A 23567-nucleotide genomic window follows, 5' to 3' on the forward strand; every position below is an offset into this window, starting at 1 on the left:
CGACCCGGCGCGACTGGATTGCCGTGATGAGCGTCATGCTTGGCGCGTTCATGGCGGTCCTTGATATCCAGATCACCAACTCGTCGCTCAAGGACATTCAGGGCGCGCTGTCGGCGACACTGGAAGAAGGCTCATGGATTTCCACCTCGTATCTGGTGGCGGAAATCATCATGATCCCGCTGACGGCCTGGTTGGTGCAGTTGCTCTCGGCGCGGCGCCTGGCGGTCTGGGTGTCGGTGGGGTTTCTGCTGTCGTCCCTGCTCTGCTCGATGGCCTGGAGCCTGGAAAGCATGATCGTCTTCCGCGCCCTGCAGGGCTTCACCGGCGGCGCGCTGATCCCGCTGGCGTTCACCCTGACCTTGATCAAACTGCCGGAGCATCACCGGGCCAAAGGCATGGCGCTGTTCGCCATGACCGCCACCTTCGCCCCGTCCATCGGCCCGACCCTGGGCGGCTGGCTGACGGAGAACTTCGGCTGGGAATACATCTTTTACATCAACATCCCGCCAGGGCTGGTGATGATCGGCGGCCTGTTCTACGGCCTGGAGAAAAAGGCGCCCCACTGGGAATTGCTCAAGAGCACCGACTACGCCGGCATCCTCACCCTGGGGGTCGGGCTGGGTTGCCTGCAGGTGTTTCTTGAAGAGGGGCATCGCAAGGACTGGCTGGAATCGAACCTGATCGTCAGCCTGGGCAGCATTGCGCTGGTGAGCCTGATCAGCTTCGTGATCATTCAGTTTTCCAAGGACAAACCGCTGATCAACCTGGGCATTCTCGGCAACCGCAATTTTGGGCTGTCGAGTATTTCCAGCGTGGGCATGGGCGTCGGGCTGTATGGCTCGATCTATCTGCTGCCGCTGTACCTGGCACAGATCCAGGGCTACAACGCCCAGCAGATCGGTGAGGTGATCATGTGGATGGGCGTGCCCCAGCTGTTTCTGATTCCGCTGGTGCCGCAACTGATGAAGGTGATCTCGCCGAAGCTGCTGTGTACGCTGGGGTTTGGTTTGTTCGGGCTGGCGAGCTTTTCGTCCGGCGTGCTCAATCCGGATTTCGCCGGGCCGCAGTTCAATCAGATTCAGCTCGTGCGGGCGCTGGGTCAGCCGCTGATCATGGTGACTATTTCGCTGATCGCCACAGTGTTCATTCAGCCCCAGGACGCGGGGTCGGCGTCGAGCCTGTTTAACATTCTGCGGAATCTGGGCGGCGCCATCGGCATTGCGCTGCTGGCGACGTTGCTGGATGCGCGAACCAAGACCTACTTCGACTACTTGCGCGAATCGATCTCCCCCGCCAACCCGCAGGTCGCCGAACGCATGGCGATGCTGACCGACCGGCTGGGCAGCGAAACGGCAGCGTTGGGCAAGCTCAGCGAGATCGCCCATCAACAGGCGGCGATCATGGCCTACAACGACGCCTTTCATTTTGTCGGGATTGCGCTGGGGATCAGCATGCTGGCGGTGCTGTTGACGCGGAAGTTGCCTTCGGGGGTCGAGAGTGGCGCGGCGCATTAAGCCGCCCTGAAACGCCGAGAACGCCTTCGTGAGCAAGCTCACTCCCACAAGGTTCAGCGGCGTGACCGAGATGCCAAGTCGAACACAACCCCTGTGGGAGCGAGCTTGCTCGCGAAAGCGTCGGCACATCCGCCGCATCTCCATCTGCAGGACCAGCCTTCGTGAGCAACCTCACTCCCACAAGGTCCAGCGGCGTGGCCGGGATTCCAAGTCAACCCGGATCGTGTGGGAGCGCCACCCCGGTCACTCCCGCGAGTCCTCAAACTGCCAGCAGGCGCTCGCGCAGTTTGCCGATCTCGTCGCGCATTTGTGCCGCGGCTTCGAACTCCAGGTCGCGGGCCAGTTGGTACATCTTCTCTTCCAGCTGACGAATGCGTTTGGTGATTTCGCTCGGCGAGCGCAGTTCGGCCTCGTACTTGGCGTTCTCTTCGGCGGCTTTGGCCATGCCTTTGCGCTTCTTGCTGCGCGAGCCGGGCACGGTGGCGCCTTCCATGATGTCGGCGACGTCCTTGATGACGCTTTTCGGCGTGATGCCGTTGGCCAGGTTGAACGCGATCTGCTTTTCGCGACGACGATCGGTTTCTTCGATCGCACGCTCCATGGACCCCGTGATGCGATCGGCGTACAGGATCGCGCGGCCGTTGAGGTTACGCGCGGCCCGGCCGATGGTCTGGATCAGCGAGCGCTCGGAACGCAGGAAGCCTTCCTTGTCGGCATCCAGAATCGCCACCAGCGACACCTCCGGCATGTCCAGGCCTTCGCGCAGCAAGTTGATCCCCACCAGCACATCGAAGGTGCCCAGGCGCAGGTCGCGGATGATCTCGACGCGCTCGACGGTGTCGATGTCCGAGTGCAGGTAACGCACGCGCACGCCGTGGTCGGCCAGGTAATCGGTGAGGTCTTCGGACATGCGCTTGGTCAGCGTGGTCACCAGCACCCGCTCCTCGATCGCCACGCGCTTGTGGATCTCCGAGAGCAGGTCGTCGACCTGGGTCAGAGCCGGACGGATCTCGATCTGCGGGTCGACCAGACCGGTCGGCCGCACCACTTGCTCGACGATGCGGCCCGCGTGCTCGGCTTCGTAGTTACCCGGCGTCGCTGAGACGAAAATGGTCTGCGGGCTGACGTTTTCCCACTCATCGAAACGCATCGGCCGGTTGTCCAGCGCCGATGGCAGGCGGAAACCGTATTCCACCAGCGTCTCTTTGCGCGAACGGTCGCCCTTATACATGGCCCCGACCTGGGGCACGCTGACGTGGGATTCGTCGATCACCAGCAGCGCGTCAGCGGGCAGGTAGTCGTAGAGCGTCGGCGGCGGCGCGCCAGACGGACGCCCGGACAGGTAGCGCGAGTAGTTTTCGATGCCGTTGCAGTAACCCAGCTCGAGGATCATCTCCAGGTCGAAACGGGTGCGCTGCTCCAGACGCTGGGCTTCCACCAGCTTGTTGGCGCCGCGCAGGTATTCCAGACGCTCGTTCAGCTCGACCTTGATGCCTTCCATCGCCTCCAGCAGCGTTTCCCGCGGGGTCACGTAGTGGCTCTTCGGGTAGAAGGTGAAGCGCGGCAGTTTGCGAATGACCTCGCCGGTCAGCGGGTCGAACGCCGAAAGGCTCTCGACCTCGTCATCGAACAGCTCGATGCGGATGGCTTCCAGGTCCGATTCCGCCGGGAACACGTCGATCACGTCGCCGCGCACCCGGAAGGTCGCCCGGGCAAAATCCATGTCGTTGCGGGTGTACTGCAGGTCGGCCAAGCGACGGAGCAAGGCGCGCTGATCAAGCTTGTCGCCGCGGTCCACGTGCAGAACCATGCGCAGGTAGGTTTCCGGACTGCCCAAACCGTAGATGCACGACACCGTGGTGACGATGATCGAGTCCTTGCGCTCCAGCAGCGCTTTGGTCGCGGAAAGGCGCATCTGCTCGATGTGGTCGTTGATCGACGCATCCTTCTCAATGAAGGTGTCCGACGACGGCACGTAGGCTTCCGGCTGGTAGTAGTCGTAGTAGGAAACGAAGTACTCGACCGAGTTGTTCGGAAAAAAGGCCTTGAACTCGCCGTACAGCTGGGCGGCCAGGGTCTTGTTCGGCGCCAGCACCAGGGTCGGGCGCTGCACTTGCTGAATGACGTTGGCGATGCTGAAGGTCTTGCCCGAACCGGTTACACCGAGCAGGGTCTGGTGCGACAGGCCGGCGTCGATGCCTTCAACCAACTGACGAATCGCCTCCGGTTGATCGCCGGCCGGCTCAAAACGGGTAACGAGCTGAAACTCGGACATAACGTACCTCTGGAGGGGCCACTGCCGGATGAATCCCGCAGCAACGCAATTGAGCACGGACGGCTGATCCCGTCAGGGAAAAGACGTACATAAAAGAAGTGATGGGACTACAAGTGGAGTCGACGGCGCCACCTTTCAAGCCACCCTCCGCAGATTAGTCCGCGGCACGGGACTAACGGTCGAAAAATTTCGCGAAAAACCCTGAAAAACCTGCGCGGGACTGTCGCCCGCACTGGCGCAGGCCTTTATACTTGCTCCCCGTTTGTGCACCGCTCTAGTGCAATCGGCTGGAGCGACGCGACCCATTCACTCCCCACTCAGAGCCCCCGCACAATGAGCCTGTTCTCCGCTGTCGAAATGGCACCACGCGATCCAATCCTGGGCCTCAACGAAGCATTCAACGCCGATACCCGTACGACCAAGGTCAACCTGGGTGTCGGCGTCTACAGCAACGAAGAAGGGAAAATTCCGCTGCTGCGCGCCGTTGTCGAAGCGGAAGAAAACCGGGTGGCTCAACACCTGCCCCGCGGTTACCTGCCGATCGACGGCATTGCTGCCTACGACAAGGCCGTGCAAACCCTGCTGTTCGGCGCCGGGTCGCCGCTGCTGGCTTCGGGTCAGGTAATGACCGTCCAGGCGGTAGGCGGTACGGGCGCTCTGAAAATCGGCGCGGACTTCCTCAAGCAGCTCTCCCCTGACGCCGTTGTGGCGATCAGCGACCCAAGCTGGGAAAACCACCGCGCGCTGTTCGAAACCGCCGGTTTCCCGGTGCAGAACTACCGTTACTACGACGCCGCCACCCATGACGTGAACCGCACGGGCATGCTGGAGGATCTGCAGAACCTGCCGTCCGGTTCGATCGTCGTGCTGCACGCCTGCTGCCATAACCCCACTGGCGTTGACCTGACCCTGGAAGACTGGAAGAAGGTGCTTGAGGTGCTGAAGGCCAAGGGGCATGTGCCGTTTCTGGACATGGCGTACCAGGGCTTCGGTGACGGGATTGACGAGGACGCAGCGGCGGTGCGCTTGTTCGCTGACAGCGGCCTGACGTTCTTTGCTTCCAGTTCGTTTTCGAAGTCGTTTTCGCTGTATGGCGAGCGGGTCGGTGCGTTGTCGATCGTGACGGAGTCGAAGGAAGAGACGGCGCGGGTGTTGTCTCAGGTGAAGCGTGTGATCCGTACGAACTATTCGAACCCGCCGACCCATGGCGCGTCGATTGTGGCGACGGTGTTGAACAGCCCTGAGTTGCGTGCCAAGTGGGAGGAGGAGCTGGGCGAGATGCGCCTGCGGATTCGCGGGATGCGTGAGGAGATGACGCAGCGTCTGGCGAATAATGCGGCGGGGCAGGATTTCAGTTTTGTCGCGCGTCAGCGGGGGATGTTTTCGTATTCGGGTCTGACGACGGCGCAGGTTCATCGGTTGCGCAATGAGTTCGGGATTTATGCGTTGGATACCGGGCGGATTTGTGTGGCGGCGTTGAATCAGGGGAATATCGGGGCTGTGACCGAGGCGATCCTGGCGGTTATCTAAACCGCCAAGATTTTAAGGTCAAGATCAGGAGCGTCTGCCTGGGGGCAGACTGTTTCGCCTTAGGCGACTTACTTTTGAAAAGCACCAAAAGTAAGCAAAAGTGCCTGCTCTTGGTTTGGCCCTTCCTTCGTCAGGGTTCCTTCACTCCGGTCTCGCTCCGTGGGCCCGCCGCCATCCGCCATCCATGGCGGGGGGCGGCTCTCGCGGCATCCATGCCGCTCGGCCCACTCCGCAAGACCTGCGTTCAGCCTGCACCCAAGTCGCGTTTGGCGGTGTCTGGGCTTTCTGCGTAGGAAGATCAAAAGCACATGAAGAGCTTCCCGGCTGAAGCCGGTCCTACTGAGTGCACGCGTCGCTTTTATGTGGGACCGGCTTTAGCCGGGAAGGCGTCAGCGGGCACGCCGGGAAATTGCTGATCGTTCCCCCGCTCCGCGTGGGAATGCATCCTGTGACGCTCCGCATCAGATACCTGGCGTGTTCCGCAGTTTTTGTTGGACGCAGAGCATCCGAGGCGGCATTACCACACGGAGCGGGGGAACGATCGGGTAAATGAAGCCGCGACATTGCCGGTCAGCACATGGATCGAACCCTTGCGCGCCGTTGCCCTCGATATCTGTAAGTCCTGTGAACGGGATATGACAGAAGAGGTGCATATGGCTACCCAGAACAATGATCAAACCGTCAACCGTAACGACCCGGAGATTAATCCTGAGACGCCGGATAGCAGCCTGGCGCAGAACGATGCGCTGAAGAACCAGGGCGGGTCGCAAAGCCAGTCCGAGGACGGCGCGCGGAGTCAGGAGAACAACGGCAACCTGACCGACGAGAACAGTTTCACGCCTGATTTCGAGCCTGAAGAGCATGAGTCGCCGGACACCACAAAAGAGGAGCTGCAGACGGGTGAACTGGACAAGGACATTGATACCGCCGGAGGTTGAGGGCAGTTTGAAAATCAGATAGCCGGATCAGGCCGATGGGTTTGATTGCCGGGTCGGATCCCGCCCAGGCCCATGCGGGAGTGAGCTTGCTCGCGAAGATGTCGGTAAGGCCGCTGAATCTTCAGGGGCTTGGCTTAGGTCTTCGCAAGCATGCTCGCTCCCACAGGATTCTCACCGCTGCCGCCGACCGGGTTTGCATCTAAACGCCCGGCCATCCGCTCAAGCTTCCGTATCTTTGATTGCGTAGCACCCTAACAAAACGGCACCATCACGCCTTGGTCTGCGCCCGCAGACTTGCCTGAAGTTCATCCCCGGAGCGTTGTCGATAATGGTCCAGCCCGCCACTCAGGATGCCCCGCGCGTCGGTAATAAACTCACACCCCGCGAGTTTCGCGGCATGGCGGCGATTCTGATGTCCATCGCCCTGGCCACCCTCGACACCGCCATCGCCAATACCGCCCTCCCCGCCATCGCGGCTGATTTGAACGCCTCACCGGCGGCGTCGGTGTGGATCATCAACGCCTACCAGCTCGCCGCCGTCGCCACGCTGTTGCCGTTTGCGGCGCTCGGCGGCGTGCTTGGCCACCGCAAGGTGTATCTGGGCGGGCTGATTCTGTTCGTGGTGTCGTCGGCGTTGTGTGCGCTGTCCTGGTCACTGCCGACGCTGACCGTCGCCCGCGTGCTGCAGGGCATCGGCGCCAGCGCGATCATGAGCGTCAACGCCGCGTTGATCGGCTCGATCTTCCCCCACGAACGGCTCGGCCGCGGACTGGGCATGAACGCGCTGGTGGTCGGCACCTCGTTCTCCATCGGCCCGACCGTGGCCTCGCTGGTGTTGTCGGTGGCGAGTTGGCCGTGGCTGTTCGCGATCAACCTGCCCATCGGCCTGTTCGCCCTGGTGTTCGCCTGGAATTCGCTGCCCGCGACCCGTCTCGGCACACTGACCTTCGACCGCGTCACCGCCGTGCTCAACGTCGTCACCTTCGGCGCGCTGATCTTTGCCCTGAGTCAGGCGGCGCAACTGGGCTCCATGGCCAGCGTGCTGATCGCCCTGGCGGTTTTTCTGGTGGGCGGCGCGCTGATGCTCAAGCGCGAGGTCGGGCACCCTGCGCCGATGTTCCCGCTGGATTTGCTCAAGCGGCCGATGTTCGCGTTGTCGGCGCTGACGGCGTTCTGTTCGTTCGCCACCCAAGGGCTGGCGTTTGTCTCACTGCCGTTCTTTTTTGAAAGCACCCTGGGCCGCGACCCGATCCAGACCGGGTTTCTCATGACCCCATGGTCGGTGGTGGTGGCCATGATCGCGCCGTTCGCCGGGCGCCTGTCAGACCGTTATGCGCCGGGGCTGCTGGGCGGGATCGGGCTGGCGATTCTCTGTATGGGGATGATTTCCCTGGCGACTATGCCGGCCGACGCCAGCGTAATCTCCATCATCGCGCGGATGATGCTGTGCGGAATCGGCTTCGGTTTCTTCCAGGCGCCGAACCAGAAAGCGCTGATGACCAGCGCCCCGAAGGAGCGCTCCAGCGGCGCCAGCGGCACGATTGCGACGGCACGCCTGATTGGCCAGGCCACGGGCGCGGCGTTGGTGGCCTTGAGTTTCGGCATTTCCAGCACCCACGGCCCGGTGCTGGCGTTGAGCATCGGCGCCGGCTTTGCGGCGGTGGGCAGTGTGGCGAGCGGCTTGCGGTTGGTGACCAAGAACACCGCCAATCCGCGGCCTTAAACGTCGTCAATCCAGCCAGCGCAGGATCAGGCAATCATCGCGCAGGACTGGGTCATCGGTTTGGCGCGCAGGGTTCCTACCATGGGGGACTTCAAGCATCGACCATCGATCAACGGCTTCGGCCCCGAGAGGAAACCCACAATGAGCACATCAAAAACCCTGTTCATCACCGGTGTCAGCAGCGGCTTCGGTCAAGCGCTGGCGCAACAGGCGCTGGCGGCGGGTCATACGGTGATCGGCACCCTGCGCAATGAAGACGCCGTTCAGGCATTCGAAGCCCAGGCGCCCGGTCGCGCCCACGGCGTGTTGCTGGACGTCACCGACTTCCACGCCATCGACCGCGTGGTCGCCGGGGCCGACACCGCGTTCGGGCCCATCGACGTGCTGGTCAACAACGCCGGCTATGGTCACGAAGGCATTCTGGAAGAGTCGCCGCTGGAGGATTTGCGTCGGCAGTTCGACGTCAACGTGTTCGGCGCGGTGGCGATCATCAAGGCCTTCGTGCCGCTGTTCCGCCAGCGCCGCAGCGGGCACATCCTCAACGTCACCTCCATGGGCGGCTTCATCACGATGCCGGGGATTTCCTACTACCACGGCAGCAAGTTTGCGCTGGAAGGGATTTCCGAATCCCTGAGCAAGGAGCTGAAGCCCTTCAATGTGTTTGTCACGGCCGTGGCGCCGGGTTCGTTCCGCACGGACTGGGCCGGGCGTTCGATGCAGCGTACTGCGCGGCAGATTGCCGACTACGACGCCAGCTTCGACCCGATCCGCAAGGCCCGCGAAGAACGCAGCGGCAAGCAGCCGGGGGATCCGGTCAAGGCGGCGGACGCGATGCTCAAGCTGATTGATAGCCCCACCCCGCCCGCGCACTTGTTACTGGGCAGCGATGCGTTGAAGCTGGTGCGGGAAAAGCTCGCGCAGCTGGAAGCCGAGTTTGCGGAATGGGAAGAGGTGTCGCGTTCGACGGATGGGTGAAGTTCGATGAAAGTGCGTCGGCCTAACGGCCTCGGGTTTCGCCTTCGGCGAGTTACTTGATAAAGCCCCAAGTAACCAAGGGCTTTTGCTCCTGGTTGGGCCCTTCCTTCGTCAGGGTTCCTTCACTCCGGTCTCGCTCCGTGGGTCCGCGCCGAACGGACATCCATGTCCTGACGGCGCTCTCGCCGCATCCATGCGGCTCGGCCCACTGCGCGAGACCTGCGTTCAGCCTGCACCCAAGTCGCGTTTGGCGGTAACTGGACTTTTTGCGTATGAAGGTCAAAAGCAGATCAACATCAACATCAACATCAACATCAAAAGCTTCCCGGCTGAAGCCGGTCCTACAGACCTGCTGCGTACCCACTGTAGGACTGGCTTTAGCCGGGAAGAGGACGGCATGACCACCATCATTTTTTCTGGGAAACGCCCTCCTTGTAGGAGCCGTCAACCGGGAACTCGTGGCGTAACTTAACCTACACCCCGCCCCGGCTGAAGATGCGGATCACTTCATCCAGATGCCCCGCCATCGCCTGCCTCGCGGCTTCTGCATCGCGGTGTTGCAGGGCATCGAGGATCAGGCGGTGTTCGTGCTCGGAGCGGAACGGCATGTCGTCGGAGGTGTAGTGGGCCTGCAAACGCTGGAACATGCTGCCGTACTGATGCCCGAGCAGGTGCTTGATCATCAGCCCATAGGCCGGGTTGCCCGAGGCCTGGGCGATGCGGATGTGGAACAGGCGATCGCCGGGGTGGGTATGGGAATGCTCGCGGTTGTCCCGGGCGTTGCGTTCGAAGGCCTCGCGGATCGCGTCGAGTTCTTCATCGCTGGCGTTTTGCGCGGCAAGCGCCGCCGCTTCCGGTTCGATCAGCCGACGCGCCTGAAGCAGGGCAAACGGCGGAATCTCCGCGCTGAAATCCACCTCGATGCCCAGCTCCGGGTCGACGTCCTTCCACTGATCGCGGGTGACCTGGGTCATCACCGGTTCATCGGACAGCTTCTGCCCCGGCGGTTCGCAGACCAGCACGCCATTGCCCACCCGCACATCCACCAGCCCGATTACCTCAAGGGCAATCATCGCCTCACGCACCGACGCCCTGCTCACCCCCAGCATCTTCGCCAATTCACGTTCGGCCGGCAGGCGGCTGCCCGGTGGAAACTCGCCACTGTCGATCAGCGCACGCAGCTGATCGGCGATCTGGCGATAAAGTCTCTGGTTATCAATTACTTGGATTGGCATGGGGAATCGGCTCGGAAATTTTCAGCGCACTGGATCGACAAATGGCCTTGTTGCGGCCCATGACAAGTGCTAAAAACAGGACCAATGGCCTGACCATTGGAGCACTGCAGTGAGCGGAGCATAGCAAAACCCGATGGGGTTAGCGTGCGTCGTCTTCGCTTGAATGCGGCCTCCGTGGCCCGGTCAGCAGACCTGAACCGCTTGATAGCCAGGCAGGTCGTCTCAACAATAAAAACAAGGGATCAACATGGACCTCACCGGTAAGCGAGTGCTCATCACGGCCGCCGCCCAGGGCATCGGTCAAGCCAGCGTCGAGGCCTACCTGAAGGCCGGCGCGGAAGTCTTCGCCATCGACATCAACGGTGCAGCGCTGGACCATCTGCAAGGCGTGCACAAGCGCGTGCTCGACGTCACCGACCACGCCGCCATCGAACGGCTGGCCGCCGAAGTGGGCGCGCTGGACGTACTGTTCAACTGCGCAGGCGTGGTGCACAGCGGCAACATCCTCGAATGCTCCGAAGACGACTGGCGCTTCGCCTTCGACCTCAACGTCACCGCGATGTACAAGATGATCCGCGCGTTTCTGCCGGCAATGCTGGCAAACGGTGGCGGCTCGATCATCAATATGTCGTCGGTCGCCTCGGCCATCAAGGGCGTGCCCAACCGCTTCGCCTACTGCGCGAGCAAGGCCGCCGTGATCGGCATCACCCGTTCGGTCGCCGCCGACTTCGTCGGGCAGAACATCCGCTGCAACTGCATTTGCCCCGGCACCGTGGAATCCCCTTCCCTGCGTCAGCGGGTGGCCGATCAGGCCGCGCGCGAGGGACGGGAAGAGGCCGAGGTGTACGCCGCGTTCGAAGCCCGCCAACCCATGGGACGCCTGGGTACGCCCGAAGAAATTGCCCAACTGGCGCTGTACCTCGGGTCGTCCGCCAGCGGCTTTACCACCGGCACTGCGCAAATCATCGACGGCGGCTGGAGCAATTGAGCCCGCCGCCAATCCCGCGTATTCGTTAAACCGATTTCTGATCAATCACCATTTAGAGGACTCCCCATGAAATTGCTGCGTTACGGCGAACCCGGTCAAGAACGCCCTGGCCTGCTGGACAGCAACGGCCGCATTCGCGATCTGACCGATCTCATCGGCGACCTGTCGGGCACCGCCCTGAGCCCGGAAAGCATCGCGCACTTGCAGTCCCAGGACATCAACAGCCTGCCGCTGGTCGAGGGCACTCCGCGCCTCGGTCCAAGCGTGGGCAAGATCGGCAAGTTCATCTGCATCGGCCTGAACTACGCCGACCACGCCGCTGAAACCGGCGCGGATATTCCGAAAGAGCCGATTATTTTCAACAAGTGGACCAGCGCCATCGTCGGCCCCAACGACAACGTGGAGATCCCGCGCAACTCGAAGAAGACCGACTGGGAAGTCGAGCTGGGCGTGGTCATCGGCAAGGGTGGTCGCTACATCGACGAGGCCGATGCGCTGGAACACGTGGCGGGTTATTGCGTGATCAACGACGTGTCCGAGCGTGAATACCAGCTCGAGCGCGGCGGCACCTGGGACAAGGGCAAGGGTTGCGACACCTTCGGCCCGATCGGCCCATGGCTGGTGACCCGCGATGAAATCGCCGACCCCCATCAGCTCAACCTGTGGCTGGAAGTCGACGGCAAGCGCTACCAGAACGGCAATACGCGCACGATGATTTTCCAGATTCCCAAGCTGGTGAGCTACCTGAGCCAGTTCATGAGCCTGCAACCGGGCGACGTGATTTCAACCGGCACACCGCCGGGCGTGGGCCTGGGCATCAAGCCGGAACCGGTGTTCCTGCGCGCCGGCCAGACCATGCGTCTGGGGATTGAAGGGCTGGGCGAACAGCAGCAGCTGACGGTCGACGCCTGAGGCAGCAAACACCATTCCTGTGGGAGCGAGCTTGCTCGCGAAGAGGCCAGTGCATTCCCTGCCTATTCATCAGGAGTAAAGGCTTCGCGAGCAAGCTCGCTCCCACAGGTTCTGCATGCACTTGAGATCAGTGGTTTCCTCAGTTTTCCCAATACGCCGCGCTGCCCATAACAATGCCAAAGGGACCCGCCATGACCACCATCACCGCCTTGCGCGTTGAAGACATCCGTTTCCCCACGTCGCAATTGCTCGACGGCTCCGACGCGATGAACCCGGACCCCGATTACTCGGCGGCCTACGTCATTCTCGAAACCGATCACCCCACCCTGCAGGGCCACGGCCTGACCTTCACCATCGGCCGTGGCAACGAGATTTGCTGCACAGCGATCAACGCACTGGCCGGCGTGATGGTCGGCTTGACGCTGGAATGGATCACCGAAGACATGGGCCGTTTCTGGCGCCACGTCACCAGCGACAGCCAGTTGCGCTGGATCGGCCCGGACAAGGGCGCGATTCACCTGGCGACCGGCGCCGTGGTCAACGCCACCTGGGACCTGTGGGCCAAATCCGAGGGCAAGCCGGTGTGGCAACTGGTGGCGGAAATGACCCCGGCGCAACTGGTGCGCTGCATCGATTTTCGCTACATCACCGACTGCCTCACCCCGGACGAAGCCCTGACCCTGCTGACCGAGCGCGCCGAGGGCAAGGCGCAGCGGCTGCGAACGCTGCTGGCCGACGGTTACCCCTGCTACACCACGTCGGCGGGCTGGCTGGGCTACCCCGACGACAAGCTGCGCCGGCTGTGTCAGGAAGCGGTCGATGGCGGCTTTTCTCACATCAAGCTGAAAGTGGGCCGCGACCTGCAGGACGACATTCGTCGGGTGCGCATCGCCCGGGAAGTGCTGGGGCCGGATCGCCATCTGATGATCGACGCCAATCAGGTCTGGGAGGTCAAAGAGGCCATCGACTGGGTCCGCGAGCTGGCGTTCGCCAAGCCCTGGTTCATCGAAGAACCGACCAGCCCCGACGACGTCGAGGGCCATCGCACGATTCGTCTTGGCGTCCACCCGGTGAAGGTGGCGACCGGCGAGATGTGCCAGAACCGCATCGTCTTCAAGCAGCTGATCATGCGCGGCGCCATCGACGTGGTGCAGATCGACGCCTGCCGGCTCGGCGGGGTCAACGAGGTGCTGGCGGTGATGTTGATGGCCGCCAAATACCAGCTGCCGGTCTGCCCCCATGCCGGCGGCGTCGGCCTGTGCGAGTACGTGCAGCACCTGTCGATGATTGATTTTCTGTGCATCGCCGGAACCCATGAAGGTCGGGTGGTGGAGTATGTCGATCACCTGCATGAGCACTTTGAAGACCCGTGTGTGATTCGCGATGCCGCGTATCTGCCGCCGGCCGCGCCGGGGTTTTCGATTCAGATGAAAACCGCTTCGCGGGAGCAGTACGCGTACAAAGGCTGAGGACCCCGCCAGAGCTTTGCCCAGGCATGAAACGGACGGAGTACAACAACAATGTCGTCCCGACACTCAAGCATTCCGGCAGCGCCCTTGCGGGTGGATGCCCATCAGCATTTCTGGACCTACGACGCCCGGGATTACCCCTGGATCGACCAGCGCCATGCTGCGTTGCAACGGGATTTCCTGCCGGGGGATTTGAAACCTCTGCTCGATGAGCACGGTATCGACGGCTGCATCGCGGTGCAGGCGCGGCACAGCGTCAGCGAGACCGACGCGTTGCTCAGCCACGCCGCCACTTACCCGTGGATCTTTGGCGTGGTCGGCTGGGCGGATCTGCGGGCGGATGACCTAGAGGCGCAACTCTCACGCTGGGGCGACGCTCATAAAGGCGCGCAAAAACTGGTCGGCCTCCGTCATCTGATCCAGGACGAACCGGCGCCGTCGCTGTTCCTCCAGGACCCTGCGTTCGCCCGTGGCATTCAGCTGTTGCAACGCCACGGGCTGGCGTACGACGTGCTGATAAAAGACAAAGACCTGCACGCCGCTACCGACTTCTGCCAACGCCACGACCGGCATCACCTGATCCTCGATCACCTCGGCAAACCGGACCTGTCCCGGGAAGACCCCATCGACTGGGCCGACCGCCTCGCCCCGCTGGCCGCCCTGCCCCACGTCGCCTGCAAGCTCTCCGGGCTGATTACCGAGGCCGACTGGCAGCACTGGCGACCGGGGGAGCTGCTGCCGTACTTCTATCTGGCGCTGGAGCTGTTCGGGCCGCAACGGTTGATGTTCGGTTCCGACTGGCCGGTCTGCCAGCTCGCCGGCCGTTACAGCGACGTCCACCAGTTGTTCGAAACCGCCATCAGTACGCTCTCCGTCGATGAGCAAAATGCGCTGCGCGGCGGCACCGCCATTCGCCTTTATGGCCTGCAAGGAAACTGCCCATGAATCTGCACCTGCGCGACAAAATCATCATCGTCACCGGCGGCGGCTCGGGGATTGGCGCAGCCATCTCGCTGGGGCTGGCCGAAGAAGGCGCGATCCCGGTGATCTTCGCCAATCAACCGCTGCCCGCCGAACTCGCGGCAGAACTGGACAGACGCCAGCCGCACACCCTGTTCGTCCAGGTCGAGCTGCGCGATGAGGCCGAATGTGCGGCGGCGGTGAGCCAGGTGCTGGGACGCTTTGGTCGCATCGACGGGCTGGTCAACAACGCTGGGGTCAATGACAACGTCGGGCTGGAGGCCGGTCGCAGCGCGTTCATCGAGTCGCTGGAGAAGAACCTCATTCACTACTACGTCATGGCGCATTTGTGCGTTGACGCGCTGAAGGCCAGCAAGGGCGCCATCGTCAACATCGGCTCGAAAACCGCCCTCACCGGCCAGGGCGGCACCAGCGGTTATACCGCCTCGAAAGGCGCGCAACTGTCCCTGACACGGGAATGGGCGGCGTCGTTGCTGAGCGATGGCGTGAGGGTGAACGCGGTGATCCCGGCCGAAGTGATGACGCCGCTGTACGAGCGCTGGATTGCCAGCTTTGACGACCCTGATGGGAAGCTGGCGAAGATCGTCGAGAAAATCCCCTTGGGCCAGCGCATGACCACGCCGACCGAGATCGCCGACAGCGTGCTGTTTCTGCTGTCCCCACGCGCATCACACACGACCGGGCAATGGCTGGTGGTGGATGGCGGCTACACCCACCTTGACCGGGCACTGACATGAGCGCGCTGACATGAATACTGGGACGGTTGCGCAGCGTTTTTGTCTGGCCTTGGACCTTGCCGATGACCAGGCGTTGATCGCCGAGTATGAGCAATTGCATCGACGCATCTGGCCGGAAATTGCAGAACACTTGCGCAGTCAGGGCGTGCTGGACATGCAGATCTGGCGACTGGGCACGCGGCTGTTCATGGTCATGGACACAGCGCCGGGCTTCAGTGCCGACGCGATGGAGCAGGCATCGGCGGCCCATCCCAAAGTGCAGGAATGGGAAGCGCTGATGTGGCGGTTTCAGACGCCGACGCCGTGGACCGAGCCGGGGAATAAATGGCAGCCCATGGCGCAGATTTTCAGTCTGGATGAGCAATTGAAAAGACTGCATGAGCCCTGACACCCCTCTGCGCCGGCTGCTGAATGGGTCTCTGGTGGGAGCGAGCTTGCTCGCGAAAGCTGAGTTTCAAACGCTGGAAAACTCGTGGATGTACCGGCCTCTTCGTGAGCAAGCTCACTTCCACAGGCACGCTTGAACAACAACAAAAAAGGAGAGCGTTATGTTGACCAAACACAGCAAAGTACAGACTGGGGTGTATCGGCACGCTGAGCCATCGGTGCGGATGGCGTTGATGCTGGTGACCAGCCTGTTTTTTCTCTGGGGCCTGTCGTATGGCCTGCTTGATGTGCTGAACAAGCATTTTCAGGAAACGCTGCACGTCAGCAAGGCCCAGTCCGGGCTGCTGCAGGCGGCCTACTTCGGCGCGTATTTCATCATCGCCCTGCCCGCCGGCTTTTTGATGGACCGCTTCGGCTACAAGGCCGGGATCCTGCTGGGTCTGTGCCTGTACGCTGCGGGCGCGTTGCTGTTCATGCCGGCGGCCAATGCGGCGAGCTTCCCGTTTTTCCTGTTCGCGCTGTTCGTCATCGCCCTGGGGCTGGGTTGTCTGGAGACAGCAGCCAATCCCTATGCGACGGTGCTGGGTGATCCGAAAGGTGCTGAACGTCGGCTCAATCTGGCGCAATCGTTCAACGGCCTTGGCCAGTTCGTCGGGCCGCTGCTGGGTGGCGCGCTGTTCTTCGGCGGCAGCAACGCCGGCAGTGACAACAGTTCGCTGCAAACCACGTATGTGGTTATCGCGGTGATCGTCCTGCTGGTGGCGGCGCTGTTCGCCCGAACGCCGATGCCCGATCTGCGCGAACAGGAATCGAGCATCCAGCGTCAGGACAGCAAAACCCTCTGGCAGCACCGCGAATTCGTCGGTGGCGTGGTCACGCAGTTCTTCTACGTGGCGGCGCAAGTCGGCGTCGGCGCGTTCTTCATCAATTACGTCACCGAGCACTGGGCGAGCATGACCAGCCAGAGCGCCGCCTATTTGCTGTCGGTGGCGATGATCTGCTTCATGTGCGGGCGCTTCTTCAGCACCTGGCTGATGGGGCGCATCCCGGCGCAGCGGTTGTTGATGGTCTACGCGTGGATCAACGTTGCGCTGTGCGCGGTAGTGGTCAGCGGCGTGGAAAGCGTGTCCGTGGTGGCGCTGGTGGCGGTGTTCTTCTTCATGTCGATCATGTTCCCGACCATCTTCGCCATGGGCGTGAAAAACCTCGGCCCCCACACCAAACGCGGCAGCTCGTTCCTGATCATGGCCATCGTCGGCGGCGCCCTGATGCCGTATTTCATGGGGCTGGTGGCGGACCACTTCTCCACGGCGCTGGCGTACCTGCTGCCGCTGGGGTGTTTTGTGGTGGTGGCGTTTTATGGGCGTAGCGGGTTGCGCGGGCGGGAGGTGTGATCTAGGTTTTGCGGTGTGAGGACTGACGCCTTCCCGGCTGAAGCCGGTCCTACTATCAGGTTTAAGCCAGTCCCAATCGGCGTGCGCGACGCTTTTGTGGGACCGGCTTTAGCCGGGAAGAGGCCCGTGGCAGCAGCCTCACTTTTGCGGTGTGACGCCTGGTGCTTTCCCGGCTGAAGCCGGTCCTACTGTCAGGTTTCAGCCAGCCCCAATCGGTGTGCGCGATCAGTCAGGACAGCGGGCAGTTGCTGCAGTAATCGAGGCCTTTAACTCGATAGCGAATGCAGCACACACGGCGTTGTCGCTTGGGTTCGTCTTGCCCTTTGACCTTGATGTAGCGCACCGGTTGAAACAGAGGATTGCGGCGTCTGTCTGGCAGGTAGTGGGCGTTGAGCAGCTGGTGGCCGTGACTCACATCGGCGTGGGGTATCGCGTTTGCGAGGACGCCCAATAGCCATTCGAAATAGTTGCCGGCGTTGCTCCACAGCACCTTCGGCGACAGGCGCACATGGCGGGCGAAAGTGTCGATGAAGGGCCTGAGGTGCTGCTCCAGCAAATCATCGAAACGCTCGAAGGCATCACTCGGACCGGGCGTCCATTGCTGTCCCTCGTCAGGCAGCTTGAAGGCGACAGGCAGGCAATCATCGTCGAGAATCAGCTGCAGATGATCGAGGTGCAGCGGCAGGCGATGGTCGAGTATCAGTGAGGCCGCGACCACCGGTGGTATCAGTTTGATGAAGTAATACTTGCTCCAGATCGACGCCAGCCCGCGCGGGTCGCTCTCGGGATAGGCAGTACCGAATCGCGTTAGGACATCGTTCAGGTAATCGCCGCCGAGAAAGGTGCGTAAAGGCACACCGACGCGAGGGTCGTCGGGCAATACGAGCACATCGCGATAGTGCTCGAAGTCAGCGATAAACAGCGGCGCCAGCGCAGGAATCATGGGGCGATTCGCTGTGCTGGCCGCCTGTTCATCGTGAAGCGGTCAATGGGACTGCTGCCGCGCCAGCACCCACAACCCCTGCTCCAGCGCGGGAAACAGGCTGTTGTTGAAGTTGTTCCAGCGCAGTTCGAGGATGGTGTCGTCGGGCGCGATCGGCGTGTCGAGCACGTCGAACACCACCTCACCGGAATCGATGCCGGTGTCGACGTAATGGAACGACGCGCCGGTCATGTTCACCACCGGCGTGTCGACCATCTCCCGCGTGGTCCAGTCGACCACTTTCTTGCCCCGGGCGCCGTACAGCGCGTCGAGGGTGGCATAGGCTCCGCGCCGTTCGTACGGTGACTCCAGCCGCGTGATGCCCGGGTGCACGTTGAAGATGCGGCGATGGAAATCAGCGCCTTCGCGCACCAGTTCGTCGAGGATCACCAGCAACCCGTCGAGGACCACGACGTCGGCGCCCAGCGCGTGCAGTCGCTCGCCGAGACGTCGCTCGAAATCCGACTTGCCGGCCGGCCGCGCGCTGTCGTCGAGGGGCAAGGCGCGGTAGCTCGACGGCACGTTTTCCAGCAGGTCATCGACCTTGCGCCCCTGCACCGTCAGGCCCGCCGGGTAGAACCAGTGGGCGCCCTGCCCCGGCTTGAACCCGTAGTCCTTGATGCTCTCGCGGTCCCGCGCGGACTCAGGATTCTCGTCGTAGATGATCGCTTCCAGCGAGTAGTGATCGCCGAGGGCGGTGTCGTTGAGCGCCTTGACCAGGTACTCCAGCGGCGAGGTCATGTAACGCTGCTCGCCGTGGTAATCGACGTATTGACCGGCCTTGTCCGCCGCGGCGTTACGCAGCGACCAGACGTAAACAAGCTTGGTTTTCTGCATGAATATCGGACTCAGGAAAGGGTGTGCAGGGTGTCGCCGCTGACGCCTTCGGCCATGGCGACCACGACTTTGCGTTCGCCGCTGAACGGCTTGCGCGAGTGCGCCGTGAGCATGTTGTCGAGCATCAGCACGTCGCCGGTCTGCCAGGGGAAGACCACTTCGCATTCGCTCAGCACGCCACGAATTTCTGCCAGGGCGTCGGCCTCCAGCGGGCTGCCGTCGCCGTAGTAGACGTTGCGCGGCAGGCCTTCTTCGCCAACGGTGTCGAGGAGGATCTCCTGCATCTCCTCGTCCAGGTTCGATAGGTGGAACAGGTGCGCCTGGTTGAACCAGACCCAGTCTTTGGTGCGCGGATGCTGGGCGACGCCTTGCACCAGCTGCCGGGTGCGCAGGTCGCCGTCCTCGTTCCAGTCGCACTGGATGCCCCGGGGGCGGCAGTAGTCTTCGACGTCGCTGTGGCGCTCGGTGTTGAAGACCTGTTGCCAGGTCAGGTCGAGACCGTTGCCGTAGTTGCGCACGTACATCAGGCGCTTTTCTTCAAAGCGTTTGCGCAGCGCCGGACTGATGCGCTGGAACACCCAGCGGCTGTCGGCAATCGGCGTCTCGCCTCCGCTGGCCGCGGCTTTGGCGCAGTAGAAGAAGATGCGCATGGGCCATTCGGTGGTGTAGGCCTGTTCGTTGTGCAGGGGGATCGAGCGGTGGGCCGGGTATTCGGTGGAGGTGTAGACGCCTTTGCCATCGACCTGGCTGCGCGGGGTGGAGCCGAATTCGTAGTTGAGCAGCGGGTGGCCGAAAGAGGCGGCGAACTGCTGGAAGCCTTCGACGCCTTCAGGGGTGAAGCCGCTGAAGAGGATGGCGCCGTCGCGTTCTAGGGAGTGGTCGACGACGTTGCGCAGGGCGTCGATTTCGGCGGCCAGGGAGACGCCGGTCTGGCCGGGCTGGACGCGCAGGGGGAAGCCGGCTTCAAGGCGCAGGCGTTCGGGGGTGAGCATGCGCATGTTCATGGGCGGGACGCTCCTGATGTGGCTGAAGGGGGTGGGTTCAGGCCATGGCCTTGCGCAGGCTGAGGGGGCGCATGTCGTTCCAGACGTTTTCGATGTGGTTGAGGCAGGTCTGTTTGTCGCCTTCGACGCCGACGCTTTTCCAGCCGTCCGGGATGGCTTTGTAGTCGGGCCAGATGGAGTACTGTTCTTCGTGGTTGATGACGACCCGGAACTGTGTGTTTTCGCTGTCGAAGCTCATGTGTTATCCCTCGTGGTGTTGGAACGGCGCAGGTAAGCGCGCCTTACCTGAAAGACGAACGAGGGGGCGGGATGGTTAGTGGTTTTCAGTAAAAAATCTGTTGCCGCGTGAAGCTTGAAGATCACAAGCATCTGCCTAACGGCAGATCGTTTCGCCTTCGGCGAGTTACTTGGAAAAGCACCCCAAGTAACCAAGGGTGCTTGCTCCTGGTTGGGCCCTTCCTTCGTCAGGGTTCCTTCACTCCGACGACACTCCGTGGGCCCGCGCCGAACGGACATCCATGTCCTGACGGCGCTCTCGCCGCATCCATGCGGCTCGACCCACTGCGCGTCGTCTGCGTTCAGCCTGCACCCAAGTCGCGTTTGGCGGTGACTGGGCTTTTTGTGTAGGAAGATCAACGGCAGAAGCGAAGAACATGCGGTTGTGATCGTTCCCACGCTCCGCGTGGTAATGCCGCCTAGGACGCTCCGCGTCCCTTCTTAGGTGGGGTGACGCGGAGCGTCACAGGATGCATGCCCACGCGGAGCGTGGGCACGATCGATAAAGGGAGGGGGTGCTATCAGCAAAATTGTTGGGGAGTGGGCTGGCCTCTTCCCGGCTGAAGCCGGTCCTACAAAGGGATCGCAGGCGTCCAGTGGAATTGGCGGTGCCTCGACTGTAGGACCGGCTTTAGCCGGGAAGCCGTTGCTTTTGATCTTCATACACATGAAGCTCAGACGACACCCATCGCGACTTGGGTGCAGGCTGAACGGAGGTCTCGCGCAGTGGGCCGAGCCGCATGGATGCGGCGAGAGCTGCCCCCCGCCATGGATGGCGGATGGCAGCGGGCCCACGGAGCGGGACCGGAGTGAAGGAACCCGACGAAGTCGGGCCCAACCGAGAGCAAGCACCCTTGGTTACTTGGGGTGCTTTTCCAAGTAACTCGCCGAAGGCGAAACGTCTGCCCCTAGGCAGACGCTTTTGATCCTGGCGCAATAAGCCGCACCGCGCACCTCGGGGACAGATTAATTTACGATGAAGCGCTGTAAATAAATCGGTCCCCTAACGGATTAAATAAATCGGTCCCCTAACGGATTACCAGCGGAACGCCACAGTGCCCAGGACCGTACGCTCTTCGCCCCAATAACACCGACCCGCGTTATTGCAGCCGCTCACATACTCCTTGTCGAACAGATTCTTCGCATTCACATCCACCGACCAATGCTTATCGATGTCATACCCCACCAACGCATCCACCAGCGTCACATCGCCCGTCTTCAACTTCCCGTACAACGTCGGCGCGGTATACGCGAACGTATTGTCGAAATAACGCACCCCGCCACCCACACGGAAACCGCTCATCGGGCCATCCAGGAAGCGATACGTCGCCCACGTACTCGCCTGATTACGCGGTATGCCGGTCAACTGATGATCCTCGTACAACGAGCCCGGACTGTCCTTCGTCACCCGCGCATCGGTGTAGGTGTACGACGCCGTCAGGCTCAGGTTCTTGGTCACATCACTGTTGACCTCCAGCTCCACGCCCTTCGACTCGCTCTTGCCGATCTGACGGCTGAACCCGTTCGAACCGGCAATCACGTCGTGGGTCTTGGTCAGGTCAAACACCGCCGCGCTGAACGTCGTGTTCCAGCCAGCCGGCTCGTACTTCAGGCCCACCTCGTACTGCTCGCTGAGGATCGGGTCCAGCAACTCACCGTTCGGTTGCGACGACTGCTGCACCGGCGTGAACGCCGTCGAGTAACTCACGTACGGCGAAATACCGTTCTCGAACTGGTACATCAAGCCGGTCTGCCAGCTGAAACGATGGTCCCAGCCGTCCAGGTCTGCGGCGCCACTGGCGGTTCCGGCGCGGTTGCGGTACTGGCTGTTGACGAAGTCCTGGCGACCGCCCAACAGATAGATCCAGTTGTTGTACTTGCTCTGCAGCTGGCCGTAAACGCCGTACATCTGCTGGTCCAGTTGCGAGTTCTGCGCTGTAACGAGCATCCGTGGAGTGCCCGACGGAAACACCGGACTAAAGGCGTTGTAGGTACCGCCGTTACCGATCGCCCAGTCTTGGTTGTAAGAGGTGCGGTCGTAGCTCGCGCCCAGCAGCACGGTGTTTTCCAGTGCGCCGGAGGTGAAGTGGCCTTCGAACTGGTTGTCCAGCGAGTAGGTGATCGACTTGTTGTCGCGATCGTAGGCTTGGCTGCTCAGCGTGCTACCGAAGCCAGAATTACTAAGATCACCTGGCCAGGTCTCATGACGGTCCAGACGCGATTCCATGAAGCGCGAGTTCTGGCGGAACTGCCAGGTGTCGTTGAGCTGGTGCTTGAACTCGTAACCCAGGGTCCAGGTTTCGCGCTCGAAGTCGTCCCAGTTCGGGTTGCCGTTGAACTGGTCCTTGCCGATCTTGCCGTTGACGTTGTTCAGCAAGGTGCCCGCTGCGGGGTAGCCGAGCAGCAGCTTGGTGCGGTCGCGCTGGTAGGACGAGAGCAGGGTCAGCGCGGTGTCTTCGTCGAAGTTGAAGGTCATCGACGGCGCGATGTAGATGCGGTCGTCAGGCACCGAGTCCACTTGGGTGTCGGCGTTGCGGCCGAGCATGACCACGCGGCCGAGGATGCGGTTGTCGTCGGTCAGCGGGCCGGAGACGTCGAGGGAGAGCTGGCGGCGGTTGTTGCTGCCGTAGGTGAATTTGGCTTCGCCCTGGGGCGTTTCGGTCGGGCGCTTGCTGACCAGGTTGACCAGCCCGCCCGGCGCGTTTTCGCCGTAGAGGATCGAGCTCGGGCCGCGGAACACTTCAGTGCGTTCCAGGCCATAGGGTTCGGTGGTGGTGTCGTAACGGTTGCCTTGCAGACGCAGGCCGTCCTTGAGCAGGCCGTAACCGTAGTCGGTGGCGTTGTAGCCGCGAATGGAGAACAGGTCGCCCGCGAGGCCGTCGCCGACGGCGAATGGCGGGGCGAAGATGCCGGGGACGTAACCGAGGATGTCGGTCAGGGATTGCGAGCCCTGATCCTGAATGCGCTGGCGTGTCACCACTGACACCGAGCGCGGGGTTTCCGACAGCGGTGTGCTGGTCTTGGTGCCGGCCGTGCTGTTTTTCACCTGATAGCCTACGGTTTGCTCCCCTTCGGGTGCTTCGCCGGTGACCACCGAATTCTGCAGCTCGATGGTAGCGCCCTGCTCGGCCTTGGCCGGGGCATCCGCCGCCCACGCCGCGCCGTGGCAGGCGACCGTTGCGACCAGTGCGGCCAAGGCATTGACCTTGAATTGACCCTTGTTATTGCTCGCCATCCGAACTCCCCCTCCCTTTGATATCACACGGGGCAAGGCCCCAAAATTGACCACATATGTCAAAAAAGCGTGAAAATGTAACAAAGAACGTTTCTCATTACCATTCTTATCGTAAAAAAGGGCGAAGGGCCACTGCTGGTCCTACGCCCTGGTTCAACGCTGTTACAACAAGGGT

Annotated in this window: 19 protein-coding genes; 12 read left to right on the forward strand and 7 right to left on the reverse strand. The window is 62.0% G+C overall.

What is annotated here, in order from left to right:
* The first annotated feature begins 23 nt into the window (after nt 1-23).
* Nucleotides 24-1514, forward strand: a complete 1491-nt coding sequence (locus M1E04_RS15450) for an MDR family MFS transporter (RefSeq protein WP_456293205.1) — start codon at nt 24-26, stop codon at nt 1512-1514.
* A 259-nt stretch (nt 1515-1773) separates the two neighbouring features.
* Here M1E04_RS15450 and uvrB read toward each other — a convergent pair whose 3' ends face one another.
* Nucleotides 1774-3789, reverse strand: a complete 2016-nt coding sequence (uvrB, locus tag M1E04_RS15455; protein ID WP_065986047.1) for an excinuclease ABC subunit UvrB — start codon at nt 3787-3789, stop codon at nt 1774-1776.
* 333 nt (nt 3790-4122) lie between these two features.
* Between uvrB and M1E04_RS15460 the strand changes: the two genes are divergently transcribed.
* The 4 genes from M1E04_RS15460 to M1E04_RS15475 all read left to right on the forward strand — a co-directional run bounded on the left by M1E04_RS15460 (nt 4123) and on the right by M1E04_RS15475 (nt 8955).
* Nucleotides 4123-5319, forward strand: coding sequence for an amino acid aminotransferase (locus M1E04_RS15460; RefSeq protein ID WP_456291643.1), 1197 nt, complete (start codon nt 4123-4125; stop codon nt 5317-5319).
* Between the two features lie 590 nt (nt 5320-5909).
* Nucleotides 5910-6257 carry a hypothetical protein gene (locus M1E04_RS15465; protein ID WP_456291644.1) on the forward strand — a complete coding sequence of 116 codons (348 nt, stop codon included), beginning with the start codon at nt 5910-5912 and terminating at the stop codon, nt 6255-6257.
* A gap of 397 nt (nt 6258-6654) precedes the next feature.
* Entirely contained in the window at nt 6655-7980 is a 1326-nt protein-coding gene (locus M1E04_RS15470) for an MFS transporter (RefSeq protein WP_456293206.1), read from the forward strand.
* Nucleotides 7981-8121: 141 nt separating this feature from the next.
* Nucleotides 8122-8955 (forward strand): oxidoreductase, encoded by an 834-nt coding sequence (locus M1E04_RS15475; RefSeq protein ID WP_456291645.1) that lies wholly within the window; start codon nt 8122-8124, stop codon nt 8953-8955.
* A gap of 473 nt (nt 8956-9428) precedes the next feature.
* Here M1E04_RS15475 and M1E04_RS15480 read toward each other — a convergent pair whose 3' ends face one another.
* Complete coding sequence (locus M1E04_RS15480; RefSeq protein WP_192134190.1) at nt 9429-10190, reverse strand: FadR/GntR family transcriptional regulator; 762 nt, start codon at nt 10188-10190, stop codon at nt 9429-9431.
* A 247-nt stretch (nt 10191-10437) separates the two neighbouring features.
* Here M1E04_RS15480 and M1E04_RS15485 point away from each other — a divergent pair, with 247 nt between their 5' ends.
* The 7 genes from M1E04_RS15485 to M1E04_RS15515 all read left to right on the forward strand — a co-directional run bounded on the left by M1E04_RS15485 (nt 10438) and on the right by M1E04_RS15515 (nt 17058).
* Nucleotides 10438-11178 (forward strand): SDR family oxidoreductase, encoded by a 741-nt coding sequence (locus tag M1E04_RS15485; protein ID WP_456291646.1) that lies wholly within the window; start codon nt 10438-10440, stop codon nt 11176-11178.
* 66 nt (nt 11179-11244) lie between these two features.
* Entirely contained in the window at nt 11245-12090 is an 846-nt protein-coding gene (locus tag M1E04_RS15490) for a fumarylacetoacetate hydrolase family protein (RefSeq protein ID WP_456291647.1), read from the forward strand.
* Between the two features lie 191 nt (nt 12091-12281).
* A complete protein-coding gene (locus M1E04_RS15495) occupies nt 12282-13559 on the forward strand; it encodes an L-fuconate dehydratase (RefSeq protein ID WP_456291648.1) in 1278 nt (425 codons plus the stop codon).
* A 51-nt stretch (nt 13560-13610) separates the two neighbouring features.
* Nucleotides 13611-14504 (forward strand): amidohydrolase family protein, encoded by an 894-nt coding sequence (locus tag M1E04_RS15500; RefSeq protein WP_456291649.1) that lies wholly within the window; start codon nt 13611-13613, stop codon nt 14502-14504.
* On the forward strand, nt 14501-15277 hold the full coding sequence (locus M1E04_RS15505; RefSeq protein ID WP_456291650.1) for an L-fucose dehydrogenase: 777 nt from the start codon (nt 14501-14503) through the stop codon (nt 15275-15277). Before M1E04_RS15500 ends, M1E04_RS15505 begins: the two co-directional genes overlap by 4 nt.
* Before the next feature lie 10 nt (nt 15278-15287).
* On the forward strand, nt 15288-15665 hold the full coding sequence (locus M1E04_RS15510; protein WP_456291651.1) for an L-rhamnose mutarotase: 378 nt from the start codon (nt 15288-15290) through the stop codon (nt 15663-15665).
* A gap of 160 nt (nt 15666-15825) precedes the next feature.
* On the forward strand, nt 15826-17058 hold the full coding sequence (locus M1E04_RS15515) for a sugar MFS transporter (RefSeq protein ID WP_456291652.1): 1233 nt from the start codon (nt 15826-15828) through the stop codon (nt 17056-17058).
* A gap of 229 nt (nt 17059-17287) precedes the next feature.
* On the opposite strand, the gene fhuF is transcribed toward M1E04_RS15515, so the two are convergent.
* From fhuF to M1E04_RS15540, 5 genes are all read right to left on the reverse strand, one after another.
* A complete protein-coding gene (gene fhuF / locus M1E04_RS15520; protein WP_192134205.1) occupies nt 17288-18001 on the reverse strand; it encodes a siderophore-iron reductase FhuF in 714 nt (237 codons plus the stop codon).
* 42 nt (nt 18002-18043) lie between these two features.
* Nucleotides 18044-18877: a N(5)-hydroxyornithine transformylase PvdF gene (locus M1E04_RS15525; RefSeq protein WP_410929411.1), complete on the reverse strand. Its 834-nt coding sequence runs from the start codon at nt 18875-18877 to the stop codon at nt 18044-18046.
* Between the two features lie 11 nt (nt 18878-18888).
* The gene (locus tag M1E04_RS15530) at nt 18889-19881 is read right to left on the reverse strand and encodes a TauD/TfdA family dioxygenase (RefSeq protein WP_456291653.1); all 993 of its coding nucleotides are present in this window, start codon (nt 19879-19881) and stop codon (nt 18889-18891) included.
* Nucleotides 19882-19918: 37 nt separating this feature from the next.
* Entirely contained in the window at nt 19919-20119 is a 201-nt protein-coding gene (locus M1E04_RS15535) for an MbtH family protein (protein ID WP_456291654.1), read from the reverse strand.
* Between the two features lie 1074 nt (nt 20120-21193).
* Nucleotides 21194-23392, reverse strand: a complete 2199-nt coding sequence (locus tag M1E04_RS15540; protein WP_456291655.1) for a TonB-dependent siderophore receptor — start codon at nt 23390-23392, stop codon at nt 21194-21196.
* Between the last annotated feature and the right edge of the window lie 175 nt (nt 23393-23567).

The organism is Pseudomonas sp. AK106, assembly GCF_053903055.1.